Origin of the sequence: Immundisolibacter sp., from assembly GCF_028696615.1 — a bacterium.
GTDB lineage: Bacteria > Pseudomonadota > Gammaproteobacteria > Immundisolibacterales > Immundisolibacteraceae > Immundisolibacter.
Genome location: NZ_JAQVGQ010000026.1, coordinates 1 through 15,627, shown reverse-complemented (window position 1 = coordinate 15,627; position 15,627 = coordinate 1). Strand labels below are relative to the sequence as shown.

General features: G+C 68.5%; 17 protein-coding genes and 1 tRNA gene. 9 read left to right on the top strand and 9 right to left on the bottom strand.

The window, feature by feature from the left end; genetic code table 11:
• Positions 1 to 741, top strand: a 741-nt coding sequence (locus PHC73_RS03300) for a toprim domain-containing protein (RefSeq protein WP_300124424.1), incomplete at its 5' end; no start/stop codon positions are given.
• A 57-nt stretch (positions 742 to 798) separates the two neighbouring features.
• Here the strand turns inward: PHC73_RS03300 and PHC73_RS03295 are convergent.
• A complete protein-coding gene (locus tag PHC73_RS03295; protein ID WP_366949791.1) occupies positions 799 to 1,554 on the bottom strand; it encodes an alpha/beta hydrolase in 756 nt (251 codons plus the stop codon).
• 467 nt (positions 1,555 to 2,021) lie between these two features.
• On the opposite strand from PHC73_RS03295, the gene htpX reads away from it, so the two are divergent.
• Both htpX and PHC73_RS03285 read left to right on the top strand, forming a co-directional pair.
• Positions 2,022 to 2,891, top strand: a complete 870-nt coding sequence (gene htpX / locus PHC73_RS03290; RefSeq protein ID WP_300124418.1) for a protease HtpX — start codon at positions 2,022 to 2,024, stop codon at positions 2,889 to 2,891.
• 69 nt (positions 2,892 to 2,960) lie between these two features.
• A complete protein-coding gene (locus PHC73_RS03285; RefSeq protein WP_300124416.1) occupies positions 2,961 to 4,184 on the top strand; it encodes a DUF1015 family protein in 1,224 nt (407 codons plus the stop codon).
• A gap of 301 nt (positions 4,185 to 4,485) precedes the next feature.
• On the opposite strand, the gene trmB is transcribed toward PHC73_RS03285, so the two are convergent.
• From trmB to apaG, 4 genes are all read right to left on the bottom strand, one after another.
• A complete protein-coding gene (trmB, locus tag PHC73_RS03280; protein ID WP_366949792.1) occupies positions 4,486 to 5,094 on the bottom strand; it encodes a tRNA (guanosine(46)-N7)-methyltransferase TrmB in 609 nt (202 codons plus the stop codon).
• A 67-nt stretch (positions 5,095 to 5,161) separates the two neighbouring features.
• Positions 5,162 to 5,953 (bottom strand): thiazole synthase, encoded by a 792-nt coding sequence (locus tag PHC73_RS03275; protein WP_300124411.1) that lies wholly within the window; start codon positions 5,951 to 5,953, stop codon positions 5,162 to 5,164.
• A gap of 19 nt (positions 5,954 to 5,972) precedes the next feature.
• Complete coding sequence (gene thiS, locus PHC73_RS03270) at positions 5,973 to 6,173, bottom strand: sulfur carrier protein ThiS (RefSeq protein ID WP_300124408.1); 201 nt, start codon at positions 6,171 to 6,173, stop codon at positions 5,973 to 5,975.
• Entirely contained in the window at positions 6,173 to 6,574 is a 402-nt protein-coding gene (gene apaG, locus PHC73_RS03265; protein WP_300124406.1) for a Co2+/Mg2+ efflux protein ApaG, read from the bottom strand. Before apaG ends, thiS begins: the two co-directional genes overlap by 1 nt.
• A 43-nt stretch (positions 6,575 to 6,617) precedes the next feature.
• Here apaG and PHC73_RS03260 point away from each other — a divergent pair, with 43 nt between their 5' ends.
• The gene (locus PHC73_RS03260; protein WP_300124404.1) at positions 6,618 to 7,412 is read left to right on the top strand and encodes a thymidylate synthase; all 795 of its coding nucleotides are present in this window, start codon (positions 6,618 to 6,620) and stop codon (positions 7,410 to 7,412) included.
• Positions 7,409 to 7,906 carry a dihydrofolate reductase gene (locus PHC73_RS03255; RefSeq protein ID WP_300124401.1) on the top strand — a complete coding sequence of 166 codons (498 nt, stop codon included), beginning with the start codon at positions 7,409 to 7,411 and terminating at the stop codon, positions 7,904 to 7,906. Before PHC73_RS03260 ends, PHC73_RS03255 begins: the two co-directional genes overlap by 4 nt.
• Positions 7,907 to 8,076: 170 nt before the next feature.
• Here PHC73_RS03255 and PHC73_RS03250 read toward each other — a convergent pair whose 3' ends face one another.
• Together PHC73_RS03250 and PHC73_RS03245 are read right to left on the bottom strand one after the other, a co-directional pair.
• Entirely contained in the window at positions 8,077 to 8,871 is a 795-nt protein-coding gene (locus PHC73_RS03250) for a sulfite exporter TauE/SafE family protein (RefSeq protein WP_300124398.1), read from the bottom strand.
• 109 nt (positions 8,872 to 8,980) lie between these two features.
• Complete coding sequence (locus tag PHC73_RS03245; RefSeq protein ID WP_300124396.1) at positions 8,981 to 9,550, bottom strand: tetratricopeptide repeat protein; 570 nt, start codon at positions 9,548 to 9,550, stop codon at positions 8,981 to 8,983.
• A 129-nt stretch (positions 9,551 to 9,679) separates the two neighbouring features.
• Here PHC73_RS03245 and PHC73_RS03240 point away from each other — a divergent pair.
• The 3 genes from PHC73_RS03240 (at position 9,680) to PHC73_RS03230 (ending at position 13,063) form a co-directional block, all read left to right on the top strand.
• Positions 9,680 to 9,755: transfer RNA gene (locus tag PHC73_RS03240), tRNA-Ala, on the top strand.
• 438 nt (positions 9,756 to 10,193) lie between these two features.
• Positions 10,194 to 11,324: an extracellular solute-binding protein gene (locus PHC73_RS03235; protein ID WP_300124393.1), complete on the top strand. Its 1,131-nt coding sequence runs from the start codon at positions 10,194 to 10,196 to the stop codon at positions 11,322 to 11,324.
• Positions 11,321 to 13,063 (top strand): diguanylate cyclase, encoded by a 1,743-nt coding sequence (locus tag PHC73_RS03230; protein ID WP_300124391.1) that lies wholly within the window; start codon positions 11,321 to 11,323, stop codon positions 13,061 to 13,063. Before PHC73_RS03235 ends, PHC73_RS03230 begins: the two co-directional genes overlap by 4 nt.
• Positions 13,064 to 13,286: 223 nt before the next feature.
• On the opposite strand, the gene PHC73_RS03225 is transcribed toward PHC73_RS03230, so the two are convergent.
• Entirely contained in the window at positions 13,287 to 13,592 is a 306-nt protein-coding gene (locus PHC73_RS03225; protein WP_300124389.1) for a 2Fe-2S iron-sulfur cluster binding domain-containing protein, read from the bottom strand.
• A gap of 70 nt (positions 13,593 to 13,662) precedes the next feature.
• On the opposite strand from PHC73_RS03225, the gene icd reads away from it, so the two are divergent.
• The gene (gene icd / locus PHC73_RS03220; protein ID WP_300124387.1) at positions 13,663 to 14,919 is read left to right on the top strand and encodes an NADP-dependent isocitrate dehydrogenase; all 1,257 of its coding nucleotides are present in this window, start codon (positions 13,663 to 13,665) and stop codon (positions 14,917 to 14,919) included.
• A 105-nt stretch (positions 14,920 to 15,024) separates the two neighbouring features.
• Here the strand turns inward: icd and PHC73_RS03215 are convergent.
• The coding region (locus PHC73_RS03215) for a TorF family putative porin (protein WP_300124385.1) at positions 15,025 to 15,627 on the bottom strand (603 nt) is incomplete at its 5' end.

The window sequence follows — 15,627 nt, the reverse complement described above, 5'->3', positions numbered from 1 at the left end:
GCCCGGCAGGTGGTGCGAAAGCGCGTCACGCAGGGCCCGGCACTGCCCGGCAAGCTCGCCGACTGCACGCTGCAGGACCCGGCGCGCACCGAATTGTTCCTGGTGGAAGGCGACAGCGCCGGCGGCAGCGCCAAACAGGCGCGCGATCGCGAATTTCAGGCCGTGATGCCGCTGCGCGGCAAGATTCTCAACACCTGGGAAGTCGACGGCGGCGAGGTGCTGGGCTCGCAGGAAGTGCACGACATCGCAGTCGCCATCGGCGTGGATCCGGGCTCGGAGGACCTCACGGGCCTGCGCTACGGCAAGGTCTGCATCCTCGCCGACGCCGACTCCGACGGCGCGCACATCGCGACACTGCTGTGCGCGCTGTTCGTGCGCCACTTCCCGGCGCTGGTGGCGGCCGGCCACGTGCACGTGGCGATGCCGCCGCTGTACCGCATCGACGTCGGCCAGCACCAGTTCTACGCGCTGGACGACACCGAGCGCCAAGGCATCCTCGACCGCATCGCCGCCGAGAAGATCAAAGGCAAGATCAACGTGTTGCGCTTCAAGGGCTTGGGCGAAATGAACCCGCCGCAGCTGCGCGAGACGGTGATGGCGCCCGACACGCGCCGGCTGGTGCGCCTCACCGTGGACAGCGGCGACGACACCGGCGCCCTGCTCGACATGCTGCTAGCCAAAAAACGCTCACAAGACCGCCGCCGCTGGCTGGAAGAAAAGGGCGATCTGGCTGAGGTGTGAGGTTTAGGCCACAGATGGCCGCAGGGGCGACGCAAGGAATGCGCAGGACGCATTTCTTTACCAACCCTGAACGCACAGCGCCTCGACGGTCGCCGTCAGGCGCTCGAGGTCGTCCGGCGTCGACAGCCGGTGATCGCCGGACTTCAGCAGCGTCAGCACCACATCGTCGCCCTGCAAGCGCTGCGTGAGCGTGATCGAGCGCTGCCAGGCCACGTCGCTGTCGCGCATGCCGTGCAGGATGCGCACCGGGCAGCGGACATCGATCGGCCGGTCCAGCAGCAGGTGCCGGCGGCCGTCCTCGATCAGCCGGCGGGTGATCAGGTACGGCTCGGCGCTGTACTCGGACGGACGCTCCACGTAACCGTCGCGCAGCAGGCGTTCGCGCTCGGTCTGGTCGAGTTCCTCGTCCCAGATGGCCTGCGTGAAATCCGCCGCCGGCGCCAGCAGCAGCAGCGCGCGCACGCGCTCGGGTCGCGCCAGCGCCAGCAGCAGCGCGATCCAGCCGCCCATGCTGGAGCCGACGATCACCTGCGGCCCGGCCGTGAGGCCGTCCAGCACCGCCAGCGCGTCATCGCGCCAGCGGCCGATGCTACCGTCGACGAAACGGCCTTCCGACGCGCCATGCCCGGAGTAATCGAAGCGCACGAAGGCGCGGCCTTGGCGCGCGCAGTGCGCGGCCAATGCGCTCGCCTTGCTGCCGGTCATGTCCGACATGAAACCGCCGCAGAACATCACCCCCGGCTCGCGGCCGGGCAGCCGCCGGTAAGCCAGGCGGTAATCGCCGCATGGCAGGAAATTCATGACTTCGGTCAAGGTCGACTCCTCGTGAGGTTTTGCACGTGCAGAAAACGATGTTGACAACCGCCGCCAGCGGCTTCTATCATTCGCCCCGACGTTCGCAATGAGCGTCGTTTCTCCTCCTCTAAACCTCCAATCGGGAGTGCTTCGGCCCTCCCGATTTTTTTTCGCTGTGCAGAAACTATCGTTCGGTAGGGTTTCCTGTCCACTGCCGCCGGCAGGGTAGCGAAAACCGTCCGCCGCCCGGAAGGCGACTTGAACGCGTCGCCCGCGACCCCTATCTTGAACGTGACGCATCCGGCGCCACCGGCCCAGGAAACGCGGATTCGCTCGGCGTGGCCCAGCCGGGGCAGGATGCCCAGGCATCGATCAACGCCGCAAGGCATTGATCGATGGAGCGCGGCGCGGGCCTGAAGCGCGCGGATGCGAGCTGAAAAATCCAGGGACGGCATTTTCAGCGCTTCCTTAAAAGAGGGATTCCCATGAAACGTGTCCTGCTGTTCGTGCTGACCAACCTGGCGGTGCTGCTGGTGTTGAGCGTGGCGCTGAACATCCTGCTGCCGCTGCTGGGCATCCGCCCCGGGCAGGCCGGCATCGCGCCGCTGCTGGTCTACGCCGCCGTGTTCGGCATGGGCGGCTCGTTCATCTCGCTGGCCATGTCCAAATGGATGGCCAAGCAAATGGTGGGCGCGCAGGTCATCGAGCAGCCGCAGACCGAGCTCGAGGCCTGGCTGGTCAACACCGTGCGCCGACAGGCCGAACTGGCCGGCATCGGCATGCCGGAGGTGGCCATCTACGACGCGCCCGAACCGAACGCCTTTGCCACCGGCATGAGCCGCAACAACGCCCTGGTGGCGGTGAGCACCGGCCTGCTGCGCAGCATGACGCGCGACGAGGCCGAGGCCGTGCTGGGTCACGAGATCACGCACATCGCCAACGGCGACATGGTGACGCTGACGCTGATCCAGGGCGTGCTGAACACGTTCGTGATCGTGTTCTCGCGCCTGGTCGGGCAGTTCATCGACCGGGCCGTGTTCCGCAACGAGGAGGGCTACGGCGCCGGCTATTTCATCGCCACCATGGTGGCGCAGCTGCTGTTCGGCCTCCTCGCCAGTGTGATCGTGATGTGGTTCAGCCGCCAGCGCGAGTTTCGCGCCGACCGCGGCGGCGCCAGCCTGGCCGGGCGCGGCAAAATGATCGCGGCGCTGCAGCGCCTGAAAGCCGCCCACGAACCGACGCTGCCGGATCAGCTGGCGGCGTTCGGCATCACCGGCGGGCGCAGCCTGGCGCGGCTGTTCATGTCGCACCCGCCGCTGGACGAGCGCATCGCCGCCCTGCAGCAGGCAGCCTGAGCGTTCCATACCCCGCGCCCCGGGTTCCGGCAGGAGCCCGGGGCGTTTTGCTTTTCCACGAGGTAGCCCATGTCCCTGATTCGCCCGTTCCGCGGCCTGCGCCCGGCCCCCGGCCGCGCCGGCGAGGTGATCGCCCCGCCCTACGACGTGATGAATGCCGCCGAGGCGCGCGCCATGGTCGAGGGCCGGCCGCTGAGTTTCCTGCACGTGTCGCGCCCCGAGGTCGACCTGCCGCCGGACACCGACCCCTACGCCGACGCCGTCTATGCCAAGGGCGCCGAGAACCTGCGCCGGATGATCGACAGCGGCGTGCTGCGCCAGGACCCGCAGCCCTGCTATTACGCCTACCGGCTGGTGATGGACGGCCGCGCGCAGCTCGGCGTGGTGGTGGCCGCCTCGGTGCGCGCCTACGACGAGAACCGCATCCGCCGGCACGAGTTCACGCGCCTGGACAAGGAAAACGACCGCGTGCGGCATATCGACACCAGCAACGCCCAGACCGGCCCGGTGTTCTTGGTGCACCGCGCCGACGAGACGCTCGATGGCGTGCTCGCGCGCGTGGCTGCTGGCGAGCCGGCGGCCGACGTCACCGCCGCTGACGGCGTGCGGCACACGCTGTGGGTGATCGACGATCCGGCCGACATCGCCGCCATCACCGCCGCCGCCAACGCCCAGGGCGTGCTCTACATTGCGGACGGCCACCACCGCAGCGCCGCCGCCTCGCGCGTGGCCGCCGCGCGCGACGGCGCGCCGGACGCCGAGCACTGGTACTTCCTGGCCGTGAGCTTTCCGCACGACCAGGTGAAAATCCTCGACTACAACCGCCTGCTGACCGACCTGAACGGCCTGGCCCCGGACGCCTTCCTGGCGCGCGTGGCAGAGCATTTCGACCTCGAACCGAGCGCCGGCCAGGCGCGACCGGCCAAGCCGCACGAGTTCGGCATGTACCTGCGCGGCCAGTGGTACCGCCTGACGCTGAAACCCGGCCGGGTGCCGGACGATCCGGTCGGCCGGCTCGACGTGAGCCTGCTGCATCACTATTTGATCGAGCCGGTGCTCGGCGTGAGCGACCCGCGACGCGACAAGCGCATCGATTTCGTCGGCGGCATCCGCGGCCTTGGCGAGCTCGAGCGGCGCGTCGACAGCGGCGAGATGGCGGTGGCGTTCGCGCTGTACCCCACCTCGCTCGAGGACCTGATGGCGGTGGCCGACGCCGGGCAGGTGATGCCGCCGAAGTCCACCTGGTTCGAGCCCAAGCTGGCCGACGGCTTGGTCAGCCATTTGCTCGACTGAGAGCTTGTGAATTTTTCAAGCTCTCAGGCCGGCCAGGGATGGCCGGACGCGAAGCGAGCCCGTAAGGGCTTGATTCGCGGGAGCCCGTCCGGGCGTGTACCGGACGGGCGACGCAAGAAATGCGCAGGACGCGCATTTCTTCACAAACTCTGAGAGCCTGTGAAGTTTTCAAGCTCCGAGCCCGTCCGGGCATGTACCGGACGGGCGACGCAAGCAATGCGCAGGACGCGCATTTCTTCACAAATTCTGGGCAGGCTGCGATAACCGCCGGACCGGCGTGTGGCGGTGCACTGCGGCGGGGTTACGCCCGCCGCAGGCAAAAATCCACGATCGCATGCCCCAGCCGCTCGCCGCGCCGCTGGTACTTGGTCGGCGGGCGGGCGGCAGTGTCCGGTTCGGCGCTGAAATCGGCGTTGTCAGCCAATAGCTCGGCGATGGCCTGCGCGTAATCGGCCCAGTCGGTGGCGATGTGCAGCCGCCCGCCAGGGGCGAGCACGCGCGCGGCAAGGGCAAGAAACGCCGCGTTCACCAGGCGCCGCTTGTGGTGACGTTTCTTGGGCCACGGGTCCGGGAACAGCACCAGCAGTTCATCGAGACCGCCAGGCGGCAGATGCCGGCCGAGCACTTCCACCGCATCGGCGCACACCACGCGCACGTTGCCGAGCCCGGCCTGCTCGAGGCGCAGCAGAAAGCGCCCGATGCCGGGTGGATACACCTCTACGCCCAGAAAATCGCGCTCGGGCTGCGCCATCGCGAGCTCGAGCAGCGCATCGCCCATGCCAAAGCCGATCTCGAGCGTGCGCGGCGCGCGGCGACCGAAAACCGCATCGAGGTCCAGCTCGCCCGGCGGCAGGTCGACGCCGTAGCGCGGCCACAGGCGATCGAGCGCCTGGCGCTGCGCCGGGGTCATGCGCCCGGCGCGCACCACGAAGCTGCGGATGGCGCGCCGCGGCGTTTGCGCTTCGGCAGCGGACGGGTCAGTCAAACATCAGCCCTTCGAGCGGCGACGAGGCGGATGCATAGGCCTTGCGCGGGATGCGCCCGGCCCGATAGGCCTCGCGGCCGGCCTCGACGGCCTTGCGCATGGCGCTTGCCATCAGCACCGGGTCCCTGGCGCCGGCAATCGCCGTGTTCATCAGCACGCCATCGCAGCCGAGCTCCATGGCCACCGCGGCGTCGCTGGCCGTGCCGACGCCGGCGTCGACCAGGATCGGCACGCCCGCCTGCTCGATGATCAACCGCAGGTTGTAGGGGTTGCGGATGCCGAGCCCGGAGCCGATGGGCGCCGCCAGCGGCATCACCGCCACGCAGCCCAGGTCCTCGAGCCGCTTGGCGAGGATGGGGTCGTCGGAGGTGTAGACCATCACCTCGAAGCCGTCGGCGATCAAGGTCTTGGCGGCGGCGAGCGTCTCGATCACGTCCGGGTACAGCGTCTTGTGCTCGGCCAGCACTTCGAGCTTGACCAGGTTGTGACCGTCCAGCAGCTCGCGCGCCAGGCGGCAGGTGCGCACCGCCTCGTCGGCGCTGTGGCAGCCGGCGGTGTTCGGCAGGATGGTGTAGCGGTCCGGCGGCAGCACGTCGAGCAGGTTCGGCTCGTTCGGGTTCTGGCCGATGTTCACCCGCCGCACCGCCACGGTGACGATTTCGGCGCCGCTGGCCGCGATGGCGCGGGCGGTTTCGTCCAGATCCTTGTACTTGCCGGTGCCGACCAGCAGGCGGGACTTGAAGCTACGCGCGCCGATGCGCAGCAGGTCGTCGTCAGCGTTCATGGTGTGCGTCCTCGCGGCCTCAACCGCCGCCGATGGCGTGAATGATTTCCACCCGGTCGCCGTCGCGCAGCACGCGCGTGGCGTGCTCGCCGCGCGGCACGATGTCGCGGTTCACCTCCACCGCCAGGCGCTTGCCGGCCAGACCCAGCTCGTCCAGCAGCGCCGCCACCGTCAAATCCGGGCGCACCGTGCGGTGCTCGCCGTTCAGCAGGATGTCCATCAGTGCAGGCTGTGCGGTGCGGCCAGGTGAAACGGCGGGATGGGCGCGTCGAACTGCACCCCGTCGTCGCCCACCATCTGATAGCTGCCGTGCATGAGGCCGGTCGGCGTGTCCAGCATGGTGCCGCTGGTGTAGGTAAACGACTCGCCGGGCGCCAGGTGCGGGTGCTGACCGACCACGCCCAAGCCGCGCACTTCCTGGGTGTGGTCGTCGGCATCGGTGATGATCCAGTGCCGCGACACCAGACGCGCCGGCACCGTGCCGCGGTTGGTGATGGTGACCGTGTAGGCGAACGCGTAGCGGCCGCGCACCGGGTCGGACTGATCAGCCAGATACTGCGTGCTGACCGCCACGGCGATGTCGTGCGGGCGTGGTTGGCGCGGGTCGTGGGGGGCGTTCATGGCGGTATTCTAGCGCCCCACTCCAGCCCCTCGCCCCGTCTCCATGCAGCAATATCTCGATCTGATGCGCGCCGTGCTCGACCACGGCACGCACAAGGCCGACCGCACCGGCACCGGCACGCTGAGCCTGTTCGGCTGGCAGTCGCGCTACGACCTCGCGCACGGCTTTCCGCTGCTGACCACCAAGAGGCTGCACGTCAAATCCATCATCCACGAGCTGCTGTGGTTCCTGCGCGGCGACACCAACGTCGCCTATCTGCACGAGCACGGCGTCAGCATCTGGGACGAATGGGCCGACGCGCGCGGCGAGCTCGGGCCGATCTACGGCTACCAGTGGCGCAGCTGGCCGGATTACGGCGGCGGCCACATCGACCAGCTGGCCGACGTGGTCGAGCAGATCAGGACCAATCCCGACTCGCGGCGGCTCATCGTGAGTGCCTGGAACGTCGCGCAGCTGGCGCAGATGGCGCTGCCGCCGTGCCATGTGCTGTTCCAGTTCTACGTGGCGGACGGGCGGCTGTCGTGCCAGCTGTACCAGCGCAGCGCGGACATTTTTCTGGGCGTGCCGTTCAACATCGCCTCGTACGCGCTCTTGACGACGATGGTGGCGCAGGTGACGGGACTTGAACCCGGCGAGTTCATCCACACCCTGGGCGACGCGCACTTGTACCTGAACCATTTGGAACAGGCGCGCGAGCAGCTCACGCGCACGCCGCGGCCGCTGCCACGGCTCACCATCCGCCGCCGGGCGACGTCGCTGTTCGACTTCGAGTACGCGGACTTCGAGATCAGCGGCTACGACCCGCACCCCGCCATCCGCGCCCCGGTGGCGGTGTGACGGCGCCGGTCGAGGTGGTGCTGGTGGTGGCGGTGGCCTGCGGTGGGGTAATCGGCCGGGACGGCACGCTGCCCTGGCATCTGCCGGCGGACCTCCAGCACTTCAAGCGCCTCACGCTCGGGCACGCCGTCATCATGGGGCGGGCGACGTTCGAGTCCATCGGCAAACCGCTGCCGCAGCGCCTTAACATCGTGCTCACGCAGCGGCGTGATTTCGCGCCGCCGGGCGTGCTGGTGGCCGCCGATCTGCCCGCGGCTTACGCGCTCGCCGCCGCCCACGGCGGCCCGGCCATGGTGATCGGCGGCGCCAAGGTCTATGCGCAGGCGCTGGCCGACGCGCAGCGCATCGAACTCACCGAAGTGCACGCCCGGCTGGCAGGCGACACGCACTTCCCGCCGCTCGGTCCCGACTGGCGCGAAACGGCACGCGAAGATCATCCGGCCGATGCGCGCAACCCGTATCCGTACAGCTTCGTCACCTACCGGCGGGGCTGACGCCAAAGGAATACTGAAAATTTCCGTCCATGGAGTTTTTCAGCTCGCCGCTGCGCGGTACATGCCCGCGCAGCGCTCCATGAATCGACGGCTTACGCCGTCGATTCATGCCAGGGCATCCTGCCCCGGACGGGAAACGCTGAATAAATCATCACTCCCCTAAGAACCGATCAAAACGACAGCACGCCCAGCATGCGCAGCCCGGCCAGCATCAAAAACACCGCGAACGCGCGCTTGAGCGTTGGCACCGGCAGACTGTGGGCAAGGCGCGCGCCGTAGGGCGCCGTCAGCACCGACGCCAGCGCGATGCCGACGAAGGCCGGCAGATACAGATAACCGACCGCCCCCGGCGGCAGGCCGGGATGATCGCGCCCGGCCCACAGGAACGTCGCCGCCCCGACCATGCCCAACACCAGCCCGCAGGCCGACGAGGTCGCCACCGCGCGGCGCATGTCCACCCGGCAGTAATTCAGAAACGGCACCGTGAGCGAGCCGCCGCCGATACCGAGCAGCGTGGAGGCGGTGCCGATCACCATGCCGGTGGCGAGCAGCCCAGCCTGACCTGGCAGCGGCCTGCGCCCGGGTGCCGTGGCGTTGAAGAAAATCTGCGTCGCCACGCCGATCACGAACACGCCGAACACCCGCGCCAGCAGGGCACTGGGCAGCCTGTCCGCCAGCCAACCGCCCAGCAGCGCCCCCGGCACCAGCCCCGGCAGCAGCAGGCGCAGCAGCGGCAGGTCCACCGCGCCGCGCCGGTAATGGGCGAGCGTGGACGAGATCGATGTCGGCACGATCACCGCCAGCGAGGTGCCGATCGCCAGATGCATCAGCACCGGCGACGGCAGGCCCAGCAGCGGAAACACCAGCGCCAGCGCCGGCACGATCACCACGCCGCCGCCGAGCCCCAACATGCCGGCGATCAGGCCCGCCGCCACGCCGACCGCCAGATACGCGAGCAGGATCACGCCGCGGCCTGGGCGACGCGCTGAAAAATCCCATTCCTGGAATTTTTCAGCTCGCGCCAGCGCGGCGCTGCATGAATCAGCGGCTTCTCAGCCGGCGTGGTGCTGGCGCTCAAAAATCGTCCGGCCCGGTGCGCTTGTCGAGCGCCGCCAGCATTTCGCTGGCGCGCGCGCTGCCGGCCGCCGCCGCCTTGCCGAGCAGGCGCCGACCCTCGGCCACGTCCTTGGGCACGCCGGCGCCCTCCACATACAGCCCGCCGAGCTCGGCCCAGGCATCGGCGTTGCCCAGATCGCCCGCCTTGCGCAGCCAGTCCACGGCCGCCTTGTCGTCGCGCGTCACGCCAAGACCGGTCGTCAGCATGCCGGCCACCTCCACCATGGCCTGCGGATTGCCGGCGCGCGCCTGCGCTTCCCAGTGGCCGTAGGCGCGCTTGAACCACAGCGTGGCCTGCGGCGGGTCCATGGCCACGCCGTGGCCGTACATATAGAACGTGCCCATGAAGTATTCCGCCTCGGTGTTGCCCTGCTCGGCCAGCGGCGCGATCAGACGCACGGCGGTGTTGAAATCACGCCGTTCGAAGGCGGCGATGCCGTCCTCGAGATCACCCGCCCGCGCGGCGAACGAGCAGACAGCGGCGGCGGCCAGCAGGCTGGCCCTGAACAAGCGAGGACGAAGGAACATGGCAGCAACCTCCAAAACAAACCCGCGCCAGTCTGTTGGCCGGCGCGCGCTGCATGGTACACTGCGCACCCCGCAAAACGGGGCCCGCCCAGCGGTGGCGCCCTGGATTCTTGAAATCGTGCATCTCGTGGGGCGGTAGCTCAGCTGGGAGAGCGTCGCGTTCGCAATGCGAAGGTCGGGAGTTCGATCCTCCTCCGCTCCACCACTCATCTAAATAAAGCCAGGCCACCGGCCTGGCTTTTTGTTATCCGCAAGCCTAGGGCGGCCCGGCCAAGTCCCGGGCGCAAGCACTCGACTCGGGCAACGCCATCCCTGCAGCAAGGGTCACGCCCGCGCCGCGCTCCATGACTCAATGTGTCGACACATTGAGTCATGCCAGGGCATCCTGGCCCAGACGGGGCCGCTGGATAAATTGCCGCTCCCTGGATTTTCTCTTTGACCGGCGTTTTCCGCGCCCCCCCTTTTTTGTGACCAAGTGCATCCCGCGCCAGGCGGCTGATAGGGCATTCTCGGCGCCTGCTCGCAGCAGCAGATAGCGCCGGGTGCCAGCAGGCTGCCCCGGCGGGGGCGCTGACCAACTAACGCATTGCCGCCCAAGGGCGAGAATGTTTCTGTATTTCCCGAACGAAAGCCGGGCTTGGGCATGAACACGCGCATCGCCGGCGCAGCGGCAAACGCCCTCGCCCCGTTGGGCATCGCAAGGCCGCCGCGCCGGCTACAGCCGGGGGCGTGGCGGCGGGCATGGCTCGGCTTTGGCCTGCTCGCGGCGGCACTGGCCGCCGAGGCGCGCCCCGTGCTGCGGGTGCTGGCCTGGCCGGGTTACGCACCGGCCGAAGTGGTTCGCAGCTTCGAGCAGCAAACCGGCGCCCAGGTGGACCTCAGCGTGACCACCACCGACGAGGTGCTATGGGCCCGCATCAGTGCCAACGGCGGCGCCGACTTCGACGTCTTTGCGGTCAACACGGCGGAATTGCAACGCTACGTGGCGGCAAACCTGATCGGGCCGATCGACCCCGCTGCCATTCCCAACCGCCGCCGCCAACTGCCGGCTTTCCAGAACGTCGAGTCCATCGCCGGCCTTACGCGCCACACCGCCGCCGGGCTGCAAATCCTGGGCGTGCCGTATACGTTTTCGGCGATGGGGCTGATCTACGACCGCAGCCAGCTGACGAGCGCGCCCGACTCGATCGCGGCGCTGTGGGATCCGCGCCTGCGCGGCAAGGTGATCGCCTACGACGGCGGCAGCCAGAATTTCTCGCTGGCGGCGCAACGCCTGGGACTCGCCTCGCCGTTTCAGATTCCGGCCGCCCAGCTGGCACCGGCGGTCGAGCGCCTGATCGCGCTGCGCCGCAACGTGCTCGGTTTCTACAGCCGGCCCGAGGAATCGGTGGATGTGTTCATGCGCCACCACGCGGCGCTGATGTTCGCCAATTACGGCCGGCAGCAGGTGCGCCTGCTGCAGCAGGCCGGCGCCAACGTGGGTTATGTGATTCCCCGCGAGGGCGCGCTGGCCTGGCTCGACTGCTGGGTGATCACCCGCGCCGCGCGCGATCGTGCGCTCGCTCACGCCTGGATCGACCAGATGCTCGGACCGGCGGCCAGCGCGGCGCTGGCCAACCAGCAGGGGCTCGGCAACACCGTCGCGGATGGTCTCGCCGCTAGCGACGGACAGCGCCTGCTGTGGCTGGAGCCGGTGGAGGATCCGGCGCGGCGGGAGGCGCTGTGGGCGCGGATTCGTTCCGGCGATGGCGCCGCGCGAGTGCTGGCACCGTGAAATTCGGCATCCTCTACCGAGTCGGCCTCGCCCTGGCACTGACCGGCGTTCTGGCGTCGGGACTCACCGGCTATTACGGCTACGTGGAGAGCCGCAAGCTGCTGACCGCCGCCGCCGAGCAGCGCCTGCGCATCGCCGCCGGTGTGCTTAACCGGCAGCTAACCAAAAGCCTCGAGAACACCGCCCGCGACATCAAGGTGCTAGCCGGACACCCGCAGGCCGCGCGCGTGCTCGGCGGCGGCGATGACCCGTTTCAGGCGCTGGTGGCACGCAACTCGGCGCTGCTTTTCGAGGGCCTGCTGCGCCAACACCCGGAGTACCTGCAGCTGCGCCTGATCGGCGCCACCGATCATGGCCGCGAACGCCTGCGAGTGGACCGCGTCGACGGGCTGCCGGTGCGCATCGACGCCGCCGACCTGCAGGAGAAGGGGCACTACCCGTACGTGTTCGAGACGCTGGCCCTGCCCGCCGGCGCCGTGTACCTGTCGAAAGCCTCGATCAACCACGAAACCGGCTCGAACACCGGCCTGCAACAACCCACGCTGTACATGGCCGCGCCGGTATACGGCGGCGACGGCGAACGCGGCGAGGCGCTCGGCGTGATGGTGGTCAACGTCGATCTGCGCGGTCTTTTCCGGCAAATCACGCGCGACCTGCCGGCCGAGGTGGGGCTCTACCTGGCCAACGGCGCCGGCGAATTCCTGATCCACCCGGACCCGGCCAAGGCGTTTTCCTTCGACCGCGGCCGCGAGGCGCTGGTGCAGGACGAGTTTCCCGCCACCGCCGCGCTGACCGGCGCCGGTGATGGCGCCAGCCACGAGCTGGTGACGATCGGCCGCGACGCGGCCGCAGGCAACGTGATCGCGGCCTTCGCTCGCCAGCCCGCGCCCGGCTTTCGCGGCGCCGACGGCTTCATCCTCGGCCTGTCGCTGCCGCTGCGCACGGCGCTGGCCGACAGCGAACAGCTCGGCCGCACCACCCTGCACATCGTGATCGGCTTCAGCCTGCTGGCCAGTTTGCTGGCATTCCTGCTGGCGCGGGCGCTGACACGACCGCTGAACGACATGGTCGCCGCGGTGCGCGCGTTCTCGCCCGGCGCACGCCCGGCTCGCCTGCCGCACGCCCGCCGCGACGAGATCGGCGTGCTCGCCCGCAGCATCGCCGACATGCAGCACCAGATCGGCACCCACGTGCAGGAATTGACCCAAAAACAACAGGCGCTGGACCGCCTCGCCGGCCACGACAGCCTGACCGGTCTCCCCAACCGGCGGCAGTTTCTCGAACGTCTGGAGCAGGCTTTGGCGCGCGCCCGCCGCCATACCGGCGGCTTTGCGCTGCTGTTCGTCGACCTGAACCGTTTCAAAGACGTCAACGACCGCCACGGCCACGCGGCCGGAGATACGGTGCTGTGCGCGGTGGCGCGCCGCCTCACCGACCGGATGCGCGAGACCGATACCGTGGCGCGACTCGGTGGCGACGAGTTCGTGATCCTGCTCGACGCCGCCCACGACGATGCCGCCCTGGCCCGCCTGGCGCACGATCTGCGCCACGCCCTGCAGCAACCGATCGACCACCACGGACGACACCTGCACATCGGCGCCAGCGTCGGCATCAGCCGCCACCCTCGCGACGGCGACGATGCCAACGCGCTGATCGCCGCCGCCGACACGGCCATGTACCGCGCCAAGTCCGGCGCCGACGAATACGTGTGCTTTGCCGGACAGGCCGCCGGTGCTTGAGATAAGGCTGAAACTCCCGTCAGGTAATTTCTCGAGCCCGCTGCGGCTGCGGCACGGCCCATGCCCGCGCCGCGCTCAATTACCGGGCCGCTGGCGTCGTCCGCGGCCGCGGCGGATTTGCTGCCAGCGAGCGGAGCGGTAGCAGTCTGTGCGGCATCGGGGCTGCTGGCAGAAAAACCGCGGTCGCGTTGACGCGCCCGATGGGCTGCGGGGCAGATTCAACTCACCGCGTCAGCGCCTTGTGCAGCTTGCCGACCACGCGCAGCGTGAGGTCGGAATCGGCAAACGTGCGGCAGGCCAGGGCATAGCCCTGTTGTTCTTCCTCGACCGTCACCTGGTCGCGACTCATCTTGCGCGTGTGGTAATCGCCGCTGAGCACCTGAATCTTGCACACGCCGCAGCCGCCACCGTAGCAGCCCTGCGGAATGCCTTTGCGACCCAGGCGGCTCATGCCGTGCAGCACGGATTGTCCTTCGGCGCAGGGAAAACTCTCGCCGCTGTCGGTGATCAGGATGGTGTGCTGGCTCATGCGCGCGGGCGGTCGGGTGGGCGGGCTTGTCGCTTAAAATGGCCATTTTCCACAACCGGCAGGCGAGGCCATGGCATACGACAAAATCATTGTACCGACCGACGGCGAGCGCATTACGGCCCGGGCCGACAACTCCCTCATCGTGCCGGACCGGCCGATCATCCCGTTCATCGAGGGTGACGGCATCGGCGTCGACGTGACGCCGCCGATGATCGAAGTGCTCGACGCGGCCGTCGCCAAAGCCTACGGCGGCAAGCGTTCGATCGCCTGGATGGAAATCTACGCCGGCGCCAAGGCGGCCAAGCTGTACGGCAACGACACCTACCTGCCGGCCGAGACGCTGACCGCCATGCGCGAGTTCCTGGTCGGCATCAAGGGTCCGCTCGAGACCCCGGTCGGCGGCGGCATCCGCTCGCTGAACGTGGCGCTGCGCCAGGAGCTCGATCTGTACGTGTGCCTGCGCCCGGTGCGCTACTTCCCCGGCACGCCGAGCCCGATCAAGCGCCCGGAAGACACCGACATGGTGATCTTCCGCGAGAACTCCGAGGACATCTACGCCGGCATCGAGTGGGCCGCCCGCACGCCGGAGGCGCGCAAGCTGATCGATTTCCTGATCAAGGAAATGGGCGTCAAGAAAATCCGCTTCCCGGAAAGCTCCGGCATCGGCATCAAGCCGGTGTCCGAGGATGGCACGCGCCGCCTGGTGCGCAAGGCCATCCAGTACGCCATCGACAACGACCGCCCGTCGGTGACGCTGGTGCACAAGGGCAACATCATGAAGTTCACCGAGGGCGCCTTCCGCGACTGGGGCTATGCGCTGGCCAAGGAAGAATTCGGCGCCCAGCCGATCGACGGCGGACCCTGGTGCAGCTTCAAGAACCCGCGCACCGGCAACGACATCGTGGTCAAGGATGCGATCGCCGACGCCTTCCTGCAGCAAATCCTGACCCGCCCGCGCGAGTACAGCGTGATCGCCACGCTGAACCTGAACGGCGACTACATCTCCGACGCGCTGGCCGCGCAGGTGGGCGGCATCGGCATCGCGCCCGGCGCCAACATGTCGGACACGGTGGCGCTGTTCGAGGCCACGCACGGCACCGCGCCCAAGTACGCCGGCAAGAACATGTCGAACCCGGGCTCGATCATCCTGTCCGGCGAGATGATGCTGCGGCACATGGGCTGGACCGAGGCGGCGGACCTGGTGGTCAAGGGCATCTCGGGCGCCATCCTGGCCAAGACCGTGACCTACGACTTCGAGCGCCTGATGGAAGGCGCCACCAAGCTCGGCAGCCGCGAGTTCGGGCGGGCGATCATCGCCAACATGTGAGGCAATGCGGCCCGGCGCGCTGCGTCACCGGGCCGTTTTCGAGACACAAAAAAGCGGGTGGACCGACGGGCCCACCCGCTTTTTTGTGGCGTCAAACGCCGGTTGTCACAGCGACTTGCTGACGCTGAACACGGCGCGCGCACCGCACCAGTCGGCATACGGCTGCGCGCCGCCGAAGCATTCGCTCTTGCTGAGCTCGGTGTCGGTGTAGGCCAGCTTCAGGCCGAGGCCCATCACGGTGGTGGAGGCGTACAGGCTCCAGTTGTTGTAGTCGCTGGTGCCGAACTTGGCGTTGCGCTCGATGTCCTGGTGGCCAAAAGTGCCGCCGAGCGTGAACTGCCCCAGCGGCGCCGACAGGCCGAGCTCCGAATACAAACCCTTGCCGGTTTCGTTGTAGAAGTTGGGGCTCCACAGCACCAGCAGGCTGGCGGTGGCCGGCCCCACCGGATAGGTCAGCGTCGGGCCGACCTCCCAGTAGTCGTAATTCAGGTTGGAGCTGTCCGACACGCCGGGGTAGTTGTAGTAGATGCCGCCGAACTTCCAGCCGAGATCGCCGACCTTGCCGGCCATGCCGGCGTACAGGTCGACTTCCATGTATGCCTCGTCGCCGTCCTCGAAATCGACGTTGGACGCCCACACGCCGGCGTAGGCGCCGCTGCTGTGGGAGTAATCGAACCCGCCCTGCACGGCCGGGTGCTCATTGGTCTG